We start from the raw sequence: 21,229 nt of genomic DNA on the forward strand, positions 1-21,229 counted from the left end.
AATATGGGAGAAGTGCTTGGAATCTGTCCGCCCTATATAATCACCGAAAGCGAGATCGACCCCTTGGTTGACGGCATTCGTTCTGCACTCGACGGCGCCGCTGCTGCGAATTCCCGGGTCGGTCGGGTGGCATGAGTTCCAGCATTAAGACCGACTGCTTCACTTCAGTGGATATTATCGAGCAAACGCTCACCCGAGGGGTGCACTTCATCCGTGTCCGGTACAAAACGTCACCCATGTCTCAGGTCGGGCACGCCGCTCGCCAACGACACCGAGTTCGGCCTCGCGGCCTACTTCTACACCGGCGATCTCGGTCGCGCCTTCCGCGTGATGGAAGGACTGAAGTACCGGCGTCAATGAAGGCCTGATCACCACGCCGGAGGTGCCGTTCCGCGGCGTCAAGGAATCGGGCCTCGGCAAGGAAGGCGGCCTCCAGGGCATCGTGGATTATCTCGACACCAAACATGTCTGCATCGGCGGTCTCGGCGTCTAGTGGTTCCCGCCTGACATAGGAGTCCAATCAGAGATTCCCTTTCTGGCCTGCGCGTGCGAGTCTGGCGCATGCGCACAGGAAGATCGTTCACCGTTTCGTCGGCCGATCGCGTCCGTCTGACGGCGCTGATCAGGGATCGCAACGCCCCGCAAAAGCATGTCTGGCGCGCCGAGATAGTGCTTTTGCCCGCCGACGGCGTCGGCACCGGCGAGGTCATGCGCCGCATCGGCAAGTCGAAGACCGACGTCTGGCGCTGGCAGGAGCGCTTTGCCGCGGAAGGCTGTGACGGGCTGCTGCGCGACAAGACGCGACAGTGGCGCATTCCGCCGCTCGGTCCCGATGTCGGCGAGCGCGTCGTGGCACTGACGCTTGCCGATCCGCCGGGCGAGAGGACCCACTGGACCGCCGACATGATGGCGCAAGCCGCCGCAATCAGCGCCAGCGCCGTCAGGCGCATCTGGAAGGCGCATGGTCTCGCACCCCACCGCTGGCGCCAGGTTCAAGCTCTCCAATGATCCGAAGTTCGTCGACAAGTTGCGCGCCGTCGTCGGCCTCTATCTCGATGCGCCGGCCCATGCCATCGTTCTGTCGGTCGATGAAAAGAGCCAGATCCGGCGCTCGACCGCACCCACCCGGCCTGCCGATGAAGAAGGGGCGGCTCGGTACGATGAGGCACGACTACAAGCGCAACGGCACCACCACCCTGTTCGCCGCCCTCAACGTCCACTATTGTCCCGTTGACGAGAATATCATCTTAGTTGCTTGTAAAAATTTGTTCTCCACTTCCGTCTCCATCGTATCTCAGTCAACGCGATGGAGCAGGAAATGACTACAAACATTGTGAAACTGGAAGAAGGCAGGGCAATCGGCTCTAATCGTGACGTGCCGCTGTCAGATCATGAGGCGGAAGCCCTAGGGCATCTTGCGGTGGCGCTGAGTGGCATTTCGACGACCATTCGGTCCGCCGCCTACAAACACGCGCTAAACTCTAGTCACGCGATGAAGCCCCTAAAGGAGACGGAGGACGCGCTTACCGACTACGACGCCTTGGCGAGGGCGGCGGGCCGAAAGCAGCCGAAAGCGGCGGAGGAGGACGACAGGAAGGGGGACGCCCTAGCGAGAGAGGCCGCCGCACAGGTCAGCAGGGTCGATCAGACCCGATCTTCCCGCTGGAGCAGACCGCGAAGGGTACCGGTGGCATCAACGGACTACGTTCGGCAGGTGGTCATGGCAGATAGTCAGCTTGGAGCAGTGTCGGCACTGGTAAACGCGCGGCGAGTGGCTCCAGAACGCTTCCATGCTTCTGTTCCCAGTGTAGATAATAATCCGGATGCTCCGCTTCTGACCTCTTTTTCGGACTATCTGAGCAGGGTGTGCGGACTGGAGTCAAAGTCCCGCGAAGGCGTTCTCCTGGGCAGCCGCCGCTTTCTGGATTGGTTCCATCACCACCATTCCCGGCCAAGCCCTCGGCGCGTTGACGGCTGAGCATGTCCTTGCCGCTGTCGAACATCGGCTGTCACTATCGGCGACCTCCGGTACCCGCACCGGCAGCAACTTCTCACATCGTATTGGGCTGGCCACCACGACCAGAATCTCGCGCGCGTCGTCCCCAGGACGCCCCACTGGCGTTTGGCTCATCTAACCCTCGAACTCGGCTACGGCCCGTCGACGGTCTTCTTCACATGGGTCGGATTCGACGAAATGGACGAGGTCACAGGCGACGGCCATGCTGAACTGCTCGACGACGGCTCCATCGACATCACCTTCTATCACAACGGCGACGAGGCAATCCTCAAGGCCAAACGGGACACTTCTTCAACGGCCTGCTAGGAGATCCGTGTTCGCCTTGCGCTGACAAAGAAGCTCACACATGACGTCCGGGAGACGATGCTGGCAAATGGTCTGGCTGAAGCATTCCACCCACAATACCAAAGCCCGTCCCGATCCAAAGCGCTTCTAAGCACTCCACCTCAGGCGCAAGGCCGGTTGGCCAGTGCATCTTCTTGGTCCGCCGGAAGAGAACCCCGCCCGACAATAGCTTCATGAGGTCTTGCGCTGCAGTGTCGACCGTAAAAAAGGGCGCGCGAGGCGCCCTTCATTTAAACCGGCAGTCGGGAAGCAGACTTCACTCTGATATTCAAAAGCGGTAGGTGACACCTGCGCCTATCAGCCAGGGATCGAGCTCCGCCTTCCCCGTCAGCTTCGCGCCGGTCACCGTGACGTCGAAGTCCGGCTTCAGGAAAAGCTTCTTCACGTCGAAGTTGAGGCCCCAGTGCTGGTCCACCATGTAGTCGAATCCGACCTGCAGCGCCGTGCCGAACGTGTTCTTCACCTTGAGAGCATCAGCGCTGCCAGTGTCCTGGTTGTAGAAGATCGTGTAGTTCACGCCGGCGCCGACATAAGGCTTGAACGCGCCGAGATCGGTAAAATGGTACTGCAACGTGAGTGTCGGCGGCAGCAGCCAAACTTTGCCGATGTTGCCCAACCCTCCGATCGTCCCTTGGCCCGCGATGTTGGCATAAGTGGTACCGAGTATGAGTTCGGCGGCGATGTTGTCGGTGAAGAAATACGAGATATCGAGTTCCGGCGTCACCGTGTCCGAATACGAAAGACCGGAGCCGGGAAGCGTATCAACGTAGCCCAGATCTTTCGTAACGACGCCCAACGCCCGCAGGCGGACCTGCCAAGGGATTGGCGCTTCGGTGACCGAGGCTCCCGTCTCCGCCAGGACGGTCTCTGCTTGCGCAGGCTCCGCGGCGACGGCCTGCTGTCCCACCATGATCAGGGCCACCGCCGCTGCTGTTGCCCGCGCTACGCCCATTCGCGTTCTCGCCATGAGATTCACTCCTTGATGTTCAGAAAGGATGCACTGCACTATTTCGTCTCCTGCTCGAATGAATTGTTGATGGACCTCAAATGCCCCTCTTGCGTTGCAACGCGTTCCGCCGTCTCCGGAGGGTGATCGTTGAAGCCGATTGCGCTGCGGAGAAAATTGGTGCCTAGACTGATGAATGCGGCTTGCTCCCGATTGTCCTCGCCGCAGCCGTGCCCGCCTGCGCTGGCCTCGTAGAAGTAAGCGGGATAGCCAAGAGCCTGCAGTTTTGCGGCCATCTTGCGCGCATGGCCCGGATGGACGCGGTCGTCGCGTTTCGTGGTGGCGATCAGGATAGGCGGATAGGGCTGTCCCGGCGCTGCGGCGTGATAGGCGGAGATTTCCTTCAGGAAAGCCCAATCGTGAACCTTGTCCGGATCGCCATATTCGTCGATCCAGCTCGCGCCCGCCAAGAGCTTGGTGTAGCGACGCATGTCGATAAGCGGTGCTGTGCAGAACAGAGCCCCGAAATGCTCAGGATAGCGGGTCAGCATGTTTGCGATCAGCAGGCCGCCATTTGAGCCACCCTCGGCGGCAATCCGCCTCGGCAGGGTGATGCCCCTTCGCACGAGGTCGGAGGCAACGGCGGCGAAATCGTCGTGGGCGAGACGCTTGCCCTCCCTGCGCCCGGCTTCGTGCCAGCGGGTGCCGAACTCGCCGCCGCCGCGGATGTTCGCCTCGACACACGTGCCACCGCGCTCGAGCCACAGCTTGCCCAGCGGGGAGTTGTAGTAGGGCAGGAATGATACGCCGAACCCGCCATAAGCGGAAAGGTGAATCGGAGCATCTCCGTTCCCGTTCGCCGGACCAACCTGCGTATAGGGGATCAGCTCATGATCGATAGAGACTGCCTCGTGGCGCGTGACCACCAGTCCGGATGCATCGAAATTCTCCGGGCTGCGCTTCAGGATTGCTGAAGCGCTGAGAGACGGCGCGGCATTCAGATCGAACAGCAAGAGCTGCGGCGGCGTGATCGGATCCTGAGCACAGATCAGGACCTCTCCATTGGTCTCGTGAACTGCCGCATCGAATGACCAGACGTCGACAGTACCTTCGGCGGGCAGGGTGTTCAGGACTCGGCGCGTCCATTCCTGGTGGCCGGGAGTGAACATCTCGAAACGCGGTGCGAGATTGACGAGGTAAGAGATAATGAGCTTCCCGTCATTCCAGAAGAATGACTGCATGGAGCGCCTTTCCCCTGGTTGAAACAGGGTCTCAAAACGGCGTCCGCCGGCGAGGAAAGTGGAAAGCGAGATGACGATCAGCGCGTCGGCGGGATGGGTGGTGCCTCCCACCGTCCAGGGCTTGCGCGGCCTTACCGCCAGCCAGTCGCCGAAGACCCGCCACGACGCGTCGCGAGGAAGATCGATCTGCCTCCTCGGCCCGCTCCTATCGCCGATCCAGCTGATCTTCTCGAAGAAGGCCGGCTGCTCGATGAACCAAAGGCGCTCGCTGCGGCCGGTGCGGTCCGAATGACCAGACACTTGGAAGCTTTCGAACCCGGCCTCGAAGATTGCCGGCGTGGTGAGGGGATCCGCGTCACGCTTCCACAGTCGAACTGTGCGCGCATAGCCGGAGCGGGTGGCCATGCCATTACCAAGCGCACTGGAAAGCAGAAGCGTGTCAGGGTCCAGCCAATTAACGTAGCCTTTGGCCTCGGGGAGGTTGAAGCCGTCGGCGACAAAGCTCAGAGAAATCAGGTCGAATTCGCGATGCACGACCGCGTCGCTGCCGCCGCGCGACAGGCGCAGAACGGCTCTTTCCCGTCTCTCCGGCTCGATGGACGCGCCGTCCCAGATCCAGTCCTCTCCGTCGCTAGCCGCGAGAGCATCCAGATCGAGCAGTAGCTCCCATTGGGGATCCGCCTTCATGTAGGCGGCAAGGGTGGTCCGGCGCCACAGTCCGCGTGGATTACCGTCATCTCGCCAGTAATTGTAGAGGTACTGACTACGGCGCGCGATCAGGGGAAGATTGTCGCGATTGTCGAAAATGGCTGTCAGAGCCGCGCGGTCGCGCTCGAACTGCGTTCCACCGAAGTGCTTCAGAGTCCTTGCCGATTGGCCGGCGGCCCAGGCAAGTGCCCGCTCGCCCTCTACATCTTCAAGCCAGACATAGGGATCGTCGTCGGGAGCATCAAGCGTTGGACGGACATCAAATGCGTTCATGTCCGGACAGCCTTCAGAAAGAAGGGATAGAGGCTTCCGTCGGCTCGGGAACGCTCAGTGTCGGTAGCGGCGCCCACATGTTCGAAAAGCGTGATCATTGATGAGTTCTTCCAGTCGGTGCGGCATCGCAGTGCTTTTGCGCATAGGGCCGCAACCTTCGTGCCAACTGGGAAAATCGTTTCGGAACAATGCGATCGCTCTGGAAGCGTTGTGTCACATGTCCGACATCGTCGAGAATCCGACAACGAGTGCTCCTCCTAATCACCGGATCAACCTCCGGCGCCAGTCGTGGACACTGTGCAGAACTCGAGAAGTGAAGCTCATTGGAGTGAACCTGGTTGACGCCCAACATCTTCGCTCTGGAGCGCTTCACGCACACGGATTCATGGCAGACACCATGATGCGATCGATGCTGTTAGAGACCAAGCTGGCTGCGCCTGTGAGTTTCAGCCGCCAGCTGGAAGCAGCGGAGTTCTGAGGAGAAGGGTGGGGGGCCCAAGCCCTGCCGCAATCTTGGCCTGCACCGTCCCCTTGATTGTTGTGGGTCAACGTCTGCCTGCCCGCTGAATTTGGCACGCCTTACACCTACGTCACGACCAAGACCTTCCTGTTGCACTTCGGCCTCGACACACTGCGGGATTTGCCCGATTTCGAGGCGATTGAGGTTGCCGCGCTGCTCAGCAAGGAGAAGCTGCTGGCGGGCGATACTCCCATCGGGCTGGTGAGTGGTGGAGGAGGTGAGGAGCGACACTCCAAGGCCAGGACGGGCTAGCGCAGCAGATACATGGAAGTAATCGCTTGATATGAGCGGTTGAGAGTCGAATCAGGGAACTATGCGATCACTATCGATAAGAGGTGGCAATATCGATCGTGATTGTATCGGGCCACTCTACGGCGAAGGAGGCGGCAACTTGTGTCTCCGACCCGAAACGATTACCTTGCGGCCATTATGAGCAAGCATTTGGCATCCGTCTTGACGACGTGAACGCGCCCTGCAGCGTACAGCTGGACGACGCGGCGCTGGCCGATTGCTTTGCGGATCTCGATTTGGCCAAGCAGCATCCCGCTCATGTCAGCGCCTTTCTCGGCGAGGTCCCTCTCGCCCAGCAAGTCGAGTTCGCAACCGCGCACCACATTCGCGGTCGACGAGATGAAGGCTTTTGCCGCCAAGTTCTCTGCCTGGTCCGGCGAAAGCTATCCGCTCGCCGCATAATGGCTGGACATGATAGCCGACGCCCGTCCCGAATGGCGGCGGCTTTTTCGTATTATATCGACCTGATCGACAAGATGCGGCGGAACAGGGGTCCACGTGCGATGCGGCCAAAGCGGATCCAGCTCTCGAGCGCGACTACGGGGTAGGTGTGGTCGCTGGAGCCGCGGCCGACCTCGACCTCGCGCCAGCCGGTCTTGCCGCGCAGGGTGACCAGCAGCCCTTGCCGTCAAAAATCTCGATCCAGCTGGCGCCATCGCTGTTGTCGTCGCGCATGACGTCGAGACCGACGATCTCGGAGCGCCGCAGGCCGCCGCCACAGCCCAGGAGCAAAATAGCGCGGTCGCGCAGGCCCTGAGGTCGTGGCCGAGCGTGGCGATCATCGCCAGCAGATCGTCGCCAGGACCGCCTCTTTCTGCCGCGGTGGCTTTGCGTGCTTGCGGCGAATGCCGGCAAGAACCTTATAGATATGCCGCTCCGCGCGGTCCAACGGCCGGCCGCGCTGGGTAAAGTTCCAGGCGAGGCCGGAAAGCCGCCGCTCGATGGTCGCAAACTAAAGGGCAGGGGCGCCACGCTTCGGATCGCCGGCGGCGGTGCCCGAGGCACAGGCGCTGATATTGAGCCTGATCACCTTCGAGCCCGGAGGCAGGGGATCGAAGCCAGCGCGCCGGCACCAGGAGGAAAAATGCCGCCAATCCTTGGGGTAGGCGTCGCGCGTGTTCTCCGAGGTGGCGTTGTAGCCCCTCGCGGTCTCGACCAGTTCCTGGACATGCGCCGGGACTCTTTGAGCCGGGTCTCCATCTCCTTGTAGAGCTTGTCAAGCTCGCCATCGACTGGCTTCAGGTCGTCGATTGAACATTGCGTCATCATAGGCTTTGTGCCTTGTTGTAGCAGGCATCGTCCGTTCGCGCGGCGGACACAGACATCACCGTCGCTGAGCCGAGAACGACGGTAAAAGAAAATGCACTCACTGACTTCATAACCAATCTCTTTTGCGGGTGATTTAGAAACGGACGCCGAGCTTGGCGCTGAACCCGTGTGTCTGGGCATCCGAGGCGATCTGTCCCTGATAGGCGATGCCGAACGTCGCGTTCTCGGTGATGTTTACGTCAAGCCCAGCTTCGAGCAGAGCTGCGTTCTTTGCGATCGGCACGCCCTTGATGGCGAAGGAGGAACCGCCAGCAAAGGCAAGAGCGGTATCCGGCCTGACGTCGCCGAAGGCGTGGCGCCAGCCAAGACCGCCGCGCGCGGTAGCAGTCACGGTGCCGAGGGTCAGTACCGTCGACGCACGCAGACCTAGCGTGGTAAACGCCGTGTCGCTCGAGCGATCCCCGCTCGACAAGGCGGCTGCGCCGCCATTCTCGGTGAAGCCATCGGCGTCAAAATTCACATAAGCGAGATTAGCGTAGGGCTCGAAGGAAGCCGAAGCCGTATTGATACGGTAGCCGAGCTCGCCAAAGGCCTGGAACGTGCCGGCGTCGTAATCGGCCGAAAGGCTGTCGGCGAAGCCTGGAAAGACCACGGACCTGCCGGTCTCGATGCTGTGCCAGGTATAGGCAAGGCCGGAACGAAAACCGAGATTGCCGTTCTGCGTGCCGGCAAAAAGACCGAGATGGTAATTCTCGCTCGAGCCCGACGACGCGCGATCGTCCGCCTCCAAGGAGGTATGGCTGTAGCCGCTGATGAGGCCGAGCCGCCAGCTTTCGCCGACAGCCGCGTCACCGCCAGCCAGAAAGCCGCCTGTCGAGTGATCGAGACCGGCGGCATTGCCGTCGCTGTCGAGATGACCCCAGGCGCCGAAGCCACGGCCCCATACGGCGAAATTCTCACTCGTTGCCGGGGCCAGTTCCAGACCACCCAGCCCATAAGTCATCACCGGAACGCTGGAGGCACCGACGCCGTCGAACGCCGCACGGATCCGTTCGCTCGCGGCATCGCGTACAGAATGACTGTCCTCGATGAGGCCGCTATGAATGGAAGCATGAACCTCGCCTGATAGCATATCGAAAGCGTTGCGGGCTTCCGGCGCCGTCAGGAACAGGATGTTGTCCTGGATCGGATTACCGCTTCCAAGCGCCTGAGCCGCTGCGGCGACCGAGCGTTGATTGAAGGTGCTGGCTACATCGGCAAACGCCGTCGATGTGCGGCTGATATCGAGATAGACATTGTTGGCATCGTAGACGAGCTGGAAATCGACGAAGGGCGTCGCGTCTGTCGCCAGAGCCCCCGTCAGCCCGCCATAGGTGCCGCTTACGCCGCCTGCTGCGGAGAGCAGAGTATATCGGGCATCGACCGATAGCGTTCCCTGCCGCAGCAGCTCGATCTGCGCGCCGCTGTCGATCGCCGCTGCTCCGCCAACATCGATGAGATCGGACGACCTTGCGAGGTCGACCTGATAGATCGATCCGGACTGCTGCGCGAAATCGCCCGTGACAGTCAGTGTGGTGACGATCCTGCTCGGATCGGTCGCACTGCCAGGAGCGACCGTGCCGCCCTCGGAAATGGTGACCGCACCGTAGGTGCCGCCGCCTGCGACGACACCGCCGCTGTTTGCGATAGCCGTGCCCCCGATCTGCCCGTCATTCCCGAGAAAGCCGGACGTGGTCGCATCATGGGAAAGCACACCTGTATCGGCAAGCAGCAATCCCGCGCCGGAACCGACCGTCGTCATGCCGGAAAAATTGTTCTTTCCGCTCAGCGTTTGCACGCCACCGGCAACGAATAGTTTGCCGCCCATATTATTGTTATCAACGTCGAGGTCGTTGATGCTGCCGGCGAACGTGTCGTTCGAATCCGTTAGCACCAGGGTACGCTTGCCCAGTTCGACCGTTCCGCTGCCACTCAGGCTACGAATACGGGCATCGTTGTAGGCGTCGGAGATTCCCCAATAGTCGCTGCCATTTCCATGTTCGGAGATATCGAACGTGCCGTCTGCAACGACTTTCGCTGACCGTTGGATGTTGCCGAGCCCCGCAAGCGAGAGATAGGCATCCTGAGCAATATTCGTCTCGCCGGTGTAGGTGTTGACATTCGTCATCCGGACCACCGTCTTTGTATCAAGCGTCAGCGATCCGGAGCCGGAGACGACACCCGCTATGCCGAACCCGCCCTCATTCCCCATGCTCGTCGTGATCCTGCTCAGACCGGTCCCTTCGGGTGCGGATGAATCGGTAGAGAAGTTGCTGGCAGTGACGAAATGTGACGTATAAGCGGTATACTTCTTCTCCAGATCGAAAATGACCGATCTGTTTTTGAAGAAGTCAAGACCGGCAACAAAACTGGTCTGGTCATTGGGTTGTTCCGTCGTGCCGCTGGTGTAGGTGAAGTCGATATTGTCCAGCCTTACCGGATCGCCATCCGTTCCTGCGATTGTAACGCTCGGGATGTTGCCCGATGCGCTTACGATCTCGCGTTGCTCATTTCTCCGAACATTTTTAAGTTTGACGCCCGCATCCTGAAATTGCTTCAGCATCGCATCACTGATCTCCAGACTGCCACCGCCCGGTGTGCCGGTGTCGAGCAATACCGCGGTCTTGTTGGGGTCGGTGATTGGTGGGGCTCCATCCTTAACCGTGTACTGCAGATTGTAGCTGCCTTCGTATTCGGTCGAGGCATTGGCGCCAGAGCCAGGAAAATTCTGATAAGAATCCTGATCTTTTTCCTCGGGTTCTCCCCATGGCATGGCATTAGTATATTGGGCCCGGAGGCTTGGATTGAGGTTGACAATCGTGCAGGGGGAACAGCCAGGCGTTTGGTCGCTCTCGGAATCCGGATTCACATTGGCGGAGACCACGTAGCCAGACCTGGTGACACTGCCCATCATGCCCCAGACACTTGTCTTGCCAAGAAAATCGCCGGCCCCGAATGTACCTGCGAAATCGCCGCCTTCGTCTGCCATCTTGCCAGCGGTCATTTTCGCCCGCTGCTCCTTATCGGCGTGATAAGGTTCTTGGAGATCCTGACCATACATATCTTTAAGTCCATCCGTCACGGATCCCGGCGTGCACTTAAGATTGTTGTCCTTGCAATACGCATGGGTATAGACAAAATCGAGAATGCGAGCAGCCCGGTATTTCTTATCGCTTACAGACGGCCCGTCGATTGTTATCTTTTGATCTGGATCGACATATGTAAATTTATCAATTTCCACGTTCTGAAGCTTATTACCATACGTTCCGTCCCCGTACGTATATACGTAAGGCGTGTCGGCAATCGGGCGGACCCCGGTCACCTCTGACCCGATCTGCGTGTTGAGCTGGTCCGAGCCCGTGTCGAATACGTATCGCTGCGCGTTGCCATTGTTGATCTTGGCCCAGATGCCCAGGCGGTCATGGCCTTCCCCGACATACTCCAGCGGGATCGAAATCGGGTCGTCGGCCAACGCTTCTCCAGTTGGAAATGCTACCAGACCCACCCCGAGAGACACAGCCGGCAGGAATACCGTCGTCATCGCGGTGGTTGCCGCCAGAAAGTTCTTTGTCCTGAAACAAGCCTGCATACCTGGTCCTCGAAAAAGTCTCGCAAACTGATTGTTCATTGGAACGGCCTCCTGAATTGTTTAACGAGACCCTTTATGGCGGCCCTGGCTGACAACAGCCTGAAAGCTGCAAGCGGCCTGCGAGAATGGGGCGATCCTGAATGACGACAGGTGCTGTCAACAATGGATGAGTGCTCGGCCTGAAAGCTGAGCACGCTTTATGCTCAGGCTGCTGACAAGGCCAAAGCAGCGTAAGTGCGGAGTGAAATCCAAGGTCCACATGGGTCGTCGCGCTTCCCGTGCGCCTGGGAAGGCGCCGGCCCGGCCAAGCTTTCCCAGATCGTCCGGATGGCGCACAAGATACCGGTTCAGGTCGATCGAGATGGAGGCCGAGGCGTATGCCAAGGCGGTCGACTGCCTGACGAAAGATCAGAATGCGTCGCTGGCGCTCTACGATTTCCGCCGGCAGCGAGCTCAGCTCCTGCCGGGCATCCGTGTTTACTGGCGACGAGACACAAGATGTGCCCAAATTGCCACCAGACCGTCACCTGCGATGAGTTTCGGCAACTGATTTTGTCCTTTCAATCGTCGCCACTTCCTGGCCGCGGCCAACATGGGCCACTCGAAGGCAGCAGACTGGCGGCTATATGGACGGGCTGTGAGCCCGCACCGGAGACATTGGCGAAATCTACGATCTCTATAGCAACGTCAAGGAGAAGCGCGAGGTGTTGCAGATGTGGTCAAATCACATCGAATGGCTGATCAAGCAGGCTGCGGATGACGCTCTGGCGGCGTAGCTGCTGGCATGGGCGGAAGATGCGGCGCAACAATCGTCAGAGCCTCATCGAATTGGAGATCATGCTTGACCAGCAAATGCGCGGCCAATGCTTCGATGGCTGACCAGTGATCGAGTACTAGCCGGGCCGTGCGATCTTCGATCCGCCTCCAACGGGGGCGGCGCGGCATCAGGAACCGCAACTCACCATAGATTCGCTTGGCATCCGCGTAGTCGCTGCTCCCCTCATTCCCATCGGACGCATTCATCGCCATATCGCGCGGGTCCAGATAGCCTTCGAATGCGGATTCTGCAAAAGGACCTGCCAGACACGCAACTATCTCTTGGATCGCTTCATCGCGTTGGAAATGTCGATCCATATCGTTCTCGAAAATCGGCTTTAGCTCCGAGGTGAATCCTTGCGCTGAATAGAAAACCGTGCCTTCGACAAAACCACCGCACTCTCCGTCACCGGCGTCGGGGTAAATACTAACACTTGAGAAAGCAGGGAGTTCACGGTCGTCGTCGAACATCTGACGGTGCAAAACGATGGCGGCCACCGCGTGCCCGGCTTCGTGATGCGCCACAGACGGGAGAAGATATTGGGAGGCTACATTCATGCGGTGCGGCTCTCAGATCTAGTTTCCATCCAAGCCCTGATATCGGATTCAAGCCATGCGACTCGGCCGGGGGAGATGCGACGCCGCTTAGGGAACAGGCCTGCCTTCAGAGTCGCGCGGTCGCGCTCGAACTGCGTTCCACTGAAGTGCTTCAGGGTCTTTGCCGACTGGCCGGCGGCCCAGGCAAGTGCCCGCTCGCCTTCCACATCTTCAAGCCAAAGATAGAGATCGTCGTCGGGAGCATCCAGCGTTGGACGGACATCAAATGCGTTCATGTCCGGACAGCCTTCAGAAAGAAGGGATAGAGGCTTCCGTTTGATCGGGAACGCTTAGTGTTGGTAGCGGCGCCCACATGTTCGAAAAGCGTGATCATTGATGAGTTCTTCCAGTCGGTGCGGCATCGCAGTGCTTTTGCGCATAGGACCGCAATTGTCGTGCCAACTGGGAAAATCGTTTCGGAACAACGTGATCGCTCTGGCAGCGTTGTGTCAGATGTCCGACATCGTCGAGAATCCGACAACGAGTGCTCCTCCTAATCACCGGATCAACCTCCGGCGCCAGTCGGTGACACCGCATTCCTCTGTCTTTCCAGGAGACGGCGTGGACATCAATGCCGTTCCTCACCGAACCCGCCTCCTAGCCCTTCGCCCATACGTCACGGCCGCCCCCCGGTTTGGCTTCAACCTGAAGGATTACGGCGTCCTCTTCGCAGAGAAGATCGGGTTGTTCGTGGCGCGCGCAGCGGAGCCCAAGGAGCTTTTCTGGGTTGCGGATACTGGCATGTCGATATTACGACCGTGTGTCCTTCGACAAGCTTGGTGGCTTCTTCAACCAGAATCTCGCCGCGGAGATCGAATCGTTATCTGCGCCGCAAAGTGCGGCCGGTGAGCGGCGTGGCCCTGCGTTCCAGTTGGCCACGGTCCTCGCTGGGACGAGCAAGTAAATGGCTTGCGCAGCAACGGTGCGATCACACCTGGAGCACGGCGTCATCAGGAAAGCGCCATCCTTGTGCGCCCACGACACCCTGGTCGCCATCGGCCGCATCGCGGGGGGGCACTGTGGGCGATAACCATTCATTGATCTGGGCGATTGAGGGTTCTGCCGGGGCGCTATTGCTGCTCGGTAGGGCTGCGGGCTGGCGAGTCTACCAAGGCGAGCAACGACAGGCGAGACGGCAGACATTACGTGACGGAACTTGATATTGCAGTGCAGCAAGCGTAGAGCACCGCGCGCTTATCGGAGTGTCGTCCATGGCCCTTACCAATGCTGGTAACGAGGCAGAACCTGTCGAACAATCGAGCCATTCTGAGGTCGAGCAGCACAGCACCAAGGCGCTGATGTTGGGCGCACTAGGTGTCGTTTATGGCGATATAGGCACCAGCCCGATCTATGCATTTCGCGAGGCGTTGCATGCATCAGCGGGTGGCAACGTCGCCAGCCGTGGCGACATCCTCGGCGTACTCTCGCTGATCATCTGGTCCCTGACGATCACCGTGACGATCAAATACATCATGTTCGTGCTCCGCGCCGACAATCGAGGCGAGGGCGGAGTGCTGTCGCTTATGGCGCTGGCGCGCAACAGTTTCCCGACCTGCTCTGCGGTGATCCTCGGCATCGGCATCGGCATCGGCATCGTCGGCGCGGCGCTTTTTTTTGGCGACGCCGTCATTACGCCGGCAATCTCGGTACTGTCGGCGGTCGAAGGTATGAATGTCGTCACGCCGACGTTCCAGCCCTATGTGGTGCCGCTGACACTGGCCATCCTGGCGATCGTGTTTGCGGTACAGCGGTTTGGCACCGGCGGCGTAGGATTGGTGTTCGGACCCGTTACCGCGCTGTGGTTCCTGGCCATCGGCCTTTCCGGGCTCAACCACATCATGGACGACCCGGAAATCCTGCTGGCAATCAGCCCGCATTACATCGTGTCGTTCCTGGTCAACTCGCCTGACGTCGCCTTCGTTACGGTTGGTGCAGTCTTCCTCGCCGTCACCGGAGCCGAGGCGCTCTACGCCGACCTCGGCCATTTCGGCCGCAAGCCGATCGTGCTCGCCTGGCTGGCGATCGTGTTCCCTTGTCTGTTGCTCAATTATGTCGGGCAAGGCGCCTTCGTGCTGGCAAATGGCGGCGTTGTCGGTCATCCGTTCTTCGAGATGAACCAGGGCTGGACGCTTATTCCGATGGTCGTGCTTGCCACGGCGGCGACCGTGATCGCCTGCCAGGCGGTGATCTCCGGCGCCTTTTCGCTGACCAGGCAAGCGGTACAGCTCAACATGCTGCCGCGTTTCGTCATCCAGCACACGTCGGAAAAACAGTCGGGCCAGATCTATCTGCCGCGCATCAACCTGATGCTGGCGCTGGTGGTGATGCTGCTGGTGGTCGGCTTCGGCGAATCCAGCCGGCTGGCCTCGGCCTACGGTATTTCGGTGACCGGCAATATGCTGGTGACGAACATACTGCTTTTTGTTGTGATGACGCGCATCTGGAAATGGCCGCTCGGCGTCGCGATAGCCTTAATGGCGGTGTTCGTCTTCATCGATACCGGCTTCTTTGCAGCTAACATCGTCAAGGTATTCGAAGGCGGCTGGGCCTCGCTTGCCATTGCCGCAGTGATCGTGATGACCATGTGGACTTGGATAAGAGGCAGCAGGTATCTATTTGACAAGACGCGCAGGAACCAGATTCCGCTCGATTTCCTTGCGGGCAATCTGTTGAAGAAGAAACCGCAGCTGGTGTCCGGTACGGCCGTGTTCCTGACCAGCGATCCCGCCAGTGCGCCGACCGCGTTGATGCACAGCCTGAAGCACTACAAGGCGCTGCACGAACAGAACGTCATCCTCTCTGTGGTGACGGCGCAGCAGCCCGTGGTGCCCGACAGCGAGCGGATCAAGATGGAAACGATCAATGAGCTGTTCATGCGGGTGACACTGACCTTCGGCTACATGGAACAGCCTAACATCCCGCGTGCGCTGGCGATCTGCCGCAAGCAGGGTTGGAAGTTCGACATCATGACGACGTCCTTCTTCCTGTCGCGTCGCTCGCTCAAGGCGTCACCCAACTCCGGCATGCCGGTGTGGCAGGACAAGCTGTTCATCGGCTTGGCGCGCACGGCCGCCGACGCGACGGAGTATTTCCAGATCCCGACCGGACGTGTGGTCGAGATCGGAACGCAAGTGGCCGTTTAGGTATGCCCGGTTAAGCAGAATCAATTGGCATTTCGCGAGCCGGTGAATGCCTGACCGGGCGGAGGCCACGATGCTTGCGCCAAACTGGGGTCCGGTTCCAGGCCTGAAGCTTCCGGCCCCGAAAGCCGTCCTTTACGCCTGCGATCATTTCCGTTCCGCATTGTCTTGCCGACCCACCAGTCGAGATGCGCTGAAACGACCTCGCCGGGCAGCAACTTATCATTTGAACCTAATCGATGTGCCGCAAGTCCGACCTTCATTCTTCAGTTCACAGGCTAGCGTTGCCAAAATCGGCGTGCCGCCTAACCGGCGCCGCACCGTGACCTGTCAGGATGCTATGCAGGCGCGAGGCAGAAGCTGGCTCGAGGCCGCCGGCCTGGTGCTGGTCCGGCAGCGGCCGGGCTCGGCCAAAGGCTTCATGTTCCTCTGGAGGATGAGACGGGTGCGGCAAACGTCGTCGTCTGGGTCAAGATCTCTCGAGAAATTCCGGCGCGTGCTTCTTGCTTCGGCCATGCTCGGCGTCCGCGGACGCATCCGACGGAAGAGGAGGTGGTGCACCTCGTCGCCCACGAGCTGACCGATCTGTCGGCCGGGCTGGCCAGCGTGGGAAACCGCAAGACGCCGTTTCCGTTGCCGCACGGCCGAGGGACGAGGCTCATCACGGCGGATCGGGCATCGATCCGCGCGGCATGCCGAAGGGGCGCGACATCGTCGATGCAGTATGACCATATCGACCCTATCAAGTTCAAGACGCGTAACTTCCGGTAGCGCTTCCGGAGGCCACTTCAGCAGCATGTTGTGCACACTTTTGTCGGACCCTGTTAACTGCCGATTGGCAGCAGGTCACCCCGTGCCGGATCCCAAATGTCGTCGCTCTCAAGCGCAACGACTGCCCGCACCCTTTTTAAGTCAGCGAGCACCTCCACCGCCGGACGCCGCCCCGTTTCCTGAGCCGCGGCGTAACGGGTGTATTTGTGACTGTCCGGCTCAAACCACTTCAACGATTCCAAAGTAGCCATGGCATCGCCCTTGCGGCTGCGCGTGATGCGAATGATCGTGATCCCATCCTAAGCGCTCGCGTCGAATGGAGACACGCTGCCAACGCTTCATCTGCTCTACCCCATCTTTGTTCCAAGGCGGTCGGATCATCTCAATGAGCCCTGCCTCGGGGTGGCCAAAGCATGCATATTTATCGTTCGGCCCCGCATCGAATTATCATCTGCGATGTGGGACTCGATCTTGGGTTGGCGACGGCTTCGCTCCGGGAGTAGACGTCGGACCACTGATAAGTGCCGGACCTTCTCCACAATTTCTCGGCGGACTCATCGTGAACGCTCGATTGGACGTAAATGCGGTTCGCGGAAACGCAGGTCTGGCCGGCATTGCGGAACTTCGCCTGGACCGCACCGTCAACAGCACCGTCAATGTCGGCATCATCGAAGATGATGAAAGGTGCATTGCCGCCGGTTTCAAGGCTGACCTTCTTGATCTGGTCAGAGCACTGACGCATCAGCAGCCGTCCGACCTCGTTCGAACCGGTAAAGCTGATCTTTGGAATTGGTGCAGAGTTCACGGCCCACGCGATCACCTTCGGACGCATAGATCAGGTTGACCACGCCATCGGGAAAGCCGGCCTGATGGCGAGAGCAAACATTGCACCTAGCCACGCCACGATAAGATCGAGCGCGGCTTCGTTGCGTGCGGGTCTGTGGTCAGTGGAGGGCGGAGGAAAAGCGCTCGGCGTGCTCGCCCTCGCGATACCACTGGTTCGCGCCGGCAAGCGCCAGTTTCTGAGGCAAATCGCCGAACAGCTGGTAGAGCCTTACTCTCAGGGCTTGGCATCTATGTCGCCTACGACCGCCACATGCAGCCCGTCGCGTGCGAAAGCGGCTTTGTGGAAGGCGCTTAGATCGGAGGGCGTTACGCTAGTCAGCCTCCCTTGGGCGGTCTCGAATACGGATGCGTGCGTAGATTCCGCGCCGCCAGGCCAGCTCGGCGATCGCATGAGGTTCGCGCTCATTGGCAATGATTTCGGAGAGAAGCTGGGCGCGTATGCGGTCGAAAAGTGCTGGTGTAGCCGGATGCGGGTCCCGCCGCCGAGAATGTCGGCCAGCAGTCGAGCGCCGCGGCCCCGCACCAGGGACCGCCCATGAATGACTCATGCGAGGCGTCTCAAGGCTGTCCGCGATCCAGCGCCAGATCTCCGCCTCGCCCGAGACGCGCAGAGCTGGCCGGTTGTGCAGGAGCCGTCGGCAATATCCGCCTTCCTCGTTCGGATGGGTAACGCTTGCGATACGGAGTCTTGACTTTGGCAGTCGCTCTGTGACATTACCTATATAAAGTTCGAAAGAAGGCGATATGGATCATGCATAGGTCACAGAGACCCGAATGAAGGCAACGTATAAACGCACCTATTCGCGCTACGCGATGGAAGCGCTTGGCCTTTTCGGTAAGACCATCCGGCTTGGCCGGATGCAGCACCGGTTAACCGCACAGGAGTTAGCCGAGAGAATCGGTGTTTCACGCAGCACCCTGCAGCGCATCGAGAAGGGCGATCCCAAAGTCGAAATCGGACTGATGTTCGAAGCTGCTGCCATTGTCGGTGTGAAGCTGTTCGATGCCGACGGCAATGGCATCACAGCCCTCACAGGCCGCATGGACGATCGCATCGCGCTGCTGCCGAAGCACGTCTACAAGGCCGGCAAGCAGATCGTCGATGAGTTCTAAGGTCCCCAAGTACGACGAAGCCTATGTCTGGGTCTGGCTGCCGGGCGAGACCGCGCCGGTTGTCGCCGGGCGGCTATATGCCCATGACGGACTCGTCAGCTTCAACTATGGCAGGAGCTTTCGTGAACTGGGAAGCGCGATCCCGCTTTATCTCCCGGAACTGCCCCTGAAGGCAGGCGAATTGCCTTTGCTTCCTGGCCTAACCATGCCGGGATGCATCCGCGATGCTGCCCCTGATGCCTGGGGACGACGGGTTATCCTAAACCGCAAATTCGGTGTGAAGGGCGATGAAATCGCGCGGCTCGATATTTCAGAACTGACGTTCTTGCTGGAATCAGGCTCGGACCGCATCGGCGCGCTCGATTTTCAGTTTTCGCCAATGCATTACGAGCCGCGCGCACTGGCCAATGCCACTCTCGAAGAGCTTGTCCAATCGGCGGAGCGGGTAGAGAAAGGTATTCCGCTCACCCCCGAATTAGATCAGGCGCTGCATCACGGCAGCTCGATCGGCGGCGCAAGGCCAAAGGCGCTGATCGAGGGTGACGCCGTCAAGCATGTCGCGAAATTTTCCTCGTCTGCCGACCTTTACAGCGTCGTCAAAGGAGAATTCATAGCCATGCGGCTTGCCGCCTTGTGCGGCATCAGAGCGGCATCCGTCTCGCTCGTTCGCGCCGCAGGCAACGACGTGTTGCTCGTCGAGCGATTCGACCGGATCAAGGTCACGGGCGGCTGGCAACGCAAATCCATGGTCTCAGCGCTGACGATGCTCGCGCTCGATGAGATGATGGCGCGTTACGCCAGCTACCAGGATTTGGCGGAGATCATTCGCCACCGATTCACCGCGCCGTCGGAAACTCTGCGCGAGTTGTTCAGCCGCATTGTCTTCAACATACTTTGCGGCAACACCGACGATCATGCCCGCAACCATGCGGCATTCTGGGACGGCGCTAAGCTCACCCTCACGCCTGCGTACGATATTTGTCCGCAGGCCCGCAGTGGCCAGGAGGCCAGCCAGGCCATGCTCATCAGCGGCAATAACCGCATGAGCCGGATAGCGTCCTGCCTTGAAGCGGCGCATCACTTCCTGCTCAGCGCGCCGGAAGCTCTTGCGATTGTTGAAGGCCAGCTCCGATGCATTGCGGAGAATTGGCCGCGTGTCAGCGAGGAAGCTACGCTATCCGGCACAGATCGCAATCTGTTCTGGGGCCGACAGTTCCTCAATCCCTACGCTTTTACGGCGCTGGAAGGAAGCGCCGACGTTCTCCGCGCTCTGGCTGACGAACTACGCAACAGTGTTCACGCCTGATCCGGCGCTGGATTTCGGACAAGCTCGGCAAGCGCAAGACGCCCACAATATCGACAACCCTTGCCGTGCCAGGACGAAGATTGAACAAACGGCTCTTCAACAGTGACAACGTGCACTGCGGAGAGATGTGGAGCTGACACCGCAAAAGCCCAAGACGCGCGACTTCCCGCGATACAACTCCACATAACTGAGCGTCTACAAGCGGTGCAGCCAGCCAAACATCCAGCCATCAAAGCGATGATCGTCTGATCTTTTGCCGATGACATCACGTCGGGGAAGCCTTGTTCGAGCGCTTGCCGCTTCATATCGATACCGGCCTGGGCGTAGCGCATCGTTAGTTCAGCCCGAGTGGCCTGGCCATCGACTGATGGTGGCGATGTCAACACCCGCCTTGACGAGGTGGATGGCCGTCGTGTCCCGCAAAGGGCGATGATGGATGCTTTTTTCCGCCATGGTGGTTCCTTCGCCCGCAGCCATGTGTGCGCAGCAAGTATGGAACACCGAACCGGGTGAGCAGTGTGGGGCGGTCGTTGCTTTGCTCGGCGGGACAGGGCGATACCAGACGAAGGTCACAATCGAAGATTCAGGATCCCTGAACTCGTGCATCCGTATTGAACATCAGCGAAAACAGAGCGTAATCCCGCTGTCCAGAAGGCGTGCGGCGGACGATACGCGCCAGGACGCTCTTGATTTCCGGGCTCATCGAGATATTCGACAGGTGCCACCCACGCGCCCTCTTGAAGGGAAGTGTCACCACCAGTTGCAGCGTATCCTAATATTCGGGGTGCTCCGAAATCAGGAACCGCGCAAAGGCATGCATCGCCGCCAGCCTTGCATTGCGGGTCGCAACTGCCACGCTCGACCTCAAGTGATGTGAGAAAGCTGCCCATCCTGTCGGTATTGATGTCGGAGACCGCTTCTTCTTTCAAGAATATCTTCCCGCTCTCCCGCGGCATGAGCCCGTGGCATGCTTCGGCCCAATGCTGTGGATTGATGTTTCTTCATGCCACAACCTCGCTGACGAGACCGCCGAAAGCCCCTTCAAAGCGGTCGGTGGCGATCTCTCGCAGCTTTGGAAGGTAGTGCATTGATTTTTCGTGGAATGGGGACCCTGTTTAAAGGGTGATTTTCGTCCAAACGGGACCCCTTAACGATGGGGTCATCAAGATGCCTCCGGCTTGATCGGAGGCATTTGTGTTTTGGATGTTGGTTTTAGAGACGATTGCAAAGATACGTCGGCTGTCGCTGGTCCAGGGGAAGTCGATCAAAGCGATCTGCCGTGAGCTGAAGATCTCGCGCAAGGTGGTGCGCAAGGTCCTGCGTTCTGAGGAGACGCAGTTCCGCTACGAGCGCAAGCACCAGCCCTATCCCCGCATGGGAGCTCGGCGTGAGACGCGGGACC

Annotated in this window: 12 protein-coding genes and 6 pseudogenes; 9 read left to right on the plus strand and 9 right to left on the minus strand. The window is 59.6% G+C overall.

Translation table 11 applies throughout. The annotated features are described in order from the left end of the window. Positions 1–258 precede the first annotated feature (258 nt). The 3 genes and pseudogenes from CK219_RS23280 to CK219_RS32650 all read left to right on the plus strand — a co-directional run. A pseudogene (locus tag CK219_RS23280) lies at positions 259–493 on the plus strand (aldehyde dehydrogenase family protein); the annotation flags it as partial. A 68-nt stretch (positions 494–561) separates the two neighbouring features. Continuing rightward, positions 562–1,217, plus strand: a pseudogene (locus tag CK219_RS23285) (IS630 family transposase); the annotation flags it as partial. A gap of 977 nt (positions 1,218–2,194) precedes the next feature. Further along, a complete protein-coding gene (locus CK219_RS32650) occupies positions 2,195–2,323 on the plus strand; it encodes a hypothetical protein (RefSeq protein ID WP_263485462.1) in 129 nt (42 codons plus the stop codon). A 307-nt stretch (positions 2,324–2,630) separates the two neighbouring features. On the opposite strand, the gene CK219_RS23300 is transcribed toward CK219_RS32650, so the two are convergent. Beyond that, complete coding sequence (locus CK219_RS23300; RefSeq protein ID WP_063169295.1) at positions 2,631–3,329, minus strand: OmpW family protein; 699 nt, start codon at positions 3,327–3,329, stop codon at positions 2,631–2,633. A 38-nt stretch (positions 3,330–3,367) separates the two neighbouring features. Then, the gene (locus CK219_RS23305; RefSeq protein WP_082826571.1) at positions 3,368–5,530 is read right to left on the minus strand and encodes a prolyl oligopeptidase family serine peptidase; all 2,163 of its coding nucleotides are present in this window, start codon (positions 5,528–5,530) and stop codon (positions 3,368–3,370) included. A 217-nt stretch (positions 5,531–5,747) separates the two neighbouring features. Between CK219_RS23305 and CK219_RS23310 the strand changes: the two genes are divergently transcribed. Further along, the gene (locus tag CK219_RS23310; protein WP_095769041.1) at positions 5,748–6,008 is read left to right on the plus strand and encodes a hypothetical protein; all 261 of its coding nucleotides are present in this window, start codon (positions 5,748–5,750) and stop codon (positions 6,006–6,008) included. 93 nt (positions 6,009–6,101) lie between these two features. Beyond that, positions 6,102–6,302: pseudogene (locus tag CK219_RS23315) on the plus strand (SMC-Scp complex subunit ScpB); the annotation flags it as partial. Positions 6,303–6,463: 161 nt separating this feature from the next. Here the strand turns inward: CK219_RS23315 and CK219_RS31820 are convergent. From CK219_RS31820 to CK219_RS23340, 5 genes and pseudogenes are all read right to left on the minus strand, one after another. Beyond that, positions 6,464–6,700 (minus strand): hypothetical protein, encoded by a 237-nt coding sequence (locus tag CK219_RS31820; protein WP_063169293.1) that lies wholly within the window; start codon positions 6,698–6,700, stop codon positions 6,464–6,466. 116 nt (positions 6,701–6,816) lie between these two features. Then, positions 6,817–7,500, minus strand: a pseudogene (locus CK219_RS32305) (integrase); the annotation flags it as partial. A gap of 243 nt (positions 7,501–7,743) precedes the next feature. Further along, positions 7,744–11,277 (minus strand): autotransporter domain-containing protein, encoded by a 3,534-nt coding sequence (locus CK219_RS23330; RefSeq protein WP_082826570.1) that lies wholly within the window; start codon positions 11,275–11,277, stop codon positions 7,744–7,746. A gap of 702 nt (positions 11,278–11,979) precedes the next feature. Then, positions 11,980–12,612 carry a hypothetical protein gene (locus tag CK219_RS23335; RefSeq protein ID WP_063169290.1) on the minus strand — a complete coding sequence of 211 codons (633 nt, stop codon included), beginning with the start codon at positions 12,610–12,612 and terminating at the stop codon, positions 11,980–11,982. Beyond that, positions 12,609–12,887, minus strand: coding sequence for an AlpA family phage regulatory protein (locus tag CK219_RS23340; RefSeq protein WP_063169289.1), 279 nt, complete (start codon positions 12,885–12,887; stop codon positions 12,609–12,611). Before CK219_RS23340 ends, CK219_RS23335 begins: the two co-directional genes overlap by 4 nt. A gap of 975 nt (positions 12,888–13,862) precedes the next feature. Here CK219_RS23340 and CK219_RS23345 point away from each other — a divergent pair. Continuing rightward, positions 13,863–15,794 (plus strand): potassium transporter Kup, encoded by a 1,932-nt coding sequence (locus CK219_RS23345; protein ID WP_063169287.1) that lies wholly within the window; start codon positions 13,863–13,865, stop codon positions 15,792–15,794. A gap of 307 nt (positions 15,795–16,101) precedes the next feature. After that, positions 16,102–16,562 (plus strand): annotated as a pseudogene (locus tag CK219_RS23350) (OB-fold nucleic acid binding domain-containing protein); the annotation flags it as partial. A gap of 512 nt (positions 16,563–17,074) precedes the next feature. On the opposite strand, the pseudogene CK219_RS31825 reads toward CK219_RS23350, so the two are convergent. Then, positions 17,075–17,571: pseudogene (locus CK219_RS31825) on the minus strand (aldehyde dehydrogenase family protein); the annotation flags it as partial. Positions 17,572–18,182: 611 nt separating this feature from the next. Between CK219_RS31825 and CK219_RS23370 the strand changes: the two are divergent. Together CK219_RS23370 and CK219_RS23375 are read left to right on the plus strand one after the other, a co-directional pair. Beyond that, entirely contained in the window at positions 18,183–18,521 is a 339-nt protein-coding gene (locus tag CK219_RS23370) for a helix-turn-helix transcriptional regulator (RefSeq protein WP_063169282.1), read from the plus strand. Next, positions 18,511–19,827 carry a HipA domain-containing protein gene (locus CK219_RS23375; protein ID WP_063169281.1) on the plus strand — a complete coding sequence of 439 codons (1,317 nt, stop codon included), beginning with the start codon at positions 18,511–18,513 and terminating at the stop codon, positions 19,825–19,827. Before CK219_RS23370 ends, CK219_RS23375 begins: the two co-directional genes overlap by 11 nt. A 569-nt stretch (positions 19,828–20,396) precedes the next feature. On the opposite strand, the gene CK219_RS31400 is transcribed toward CK219_RS23375, so the two are convergent. After that, the gene (locus tag CK219_RS31400) at positions 20,397–20,756 is read right to left on the minus strand and encodes a hypothetical protein (RefSeq protein ID WP_126066776.1); all 360 of its coding nucleotides are present in this window, start codon (positions 20,754–20,756) and stop codon (positions 20,397–20,399) included. Positions 20,757–21,229: the final 473 nt, after the last annotated feature.

It is taken from the genome of Mesorhizobium sp. WSM4313, assembly GCF_002294725.1.
GTDB lineage: Bacteria > Pseudomonadota > Alphaproteobacteria > Rhizobiales > Rhizobiaceae > Mesorhizobium.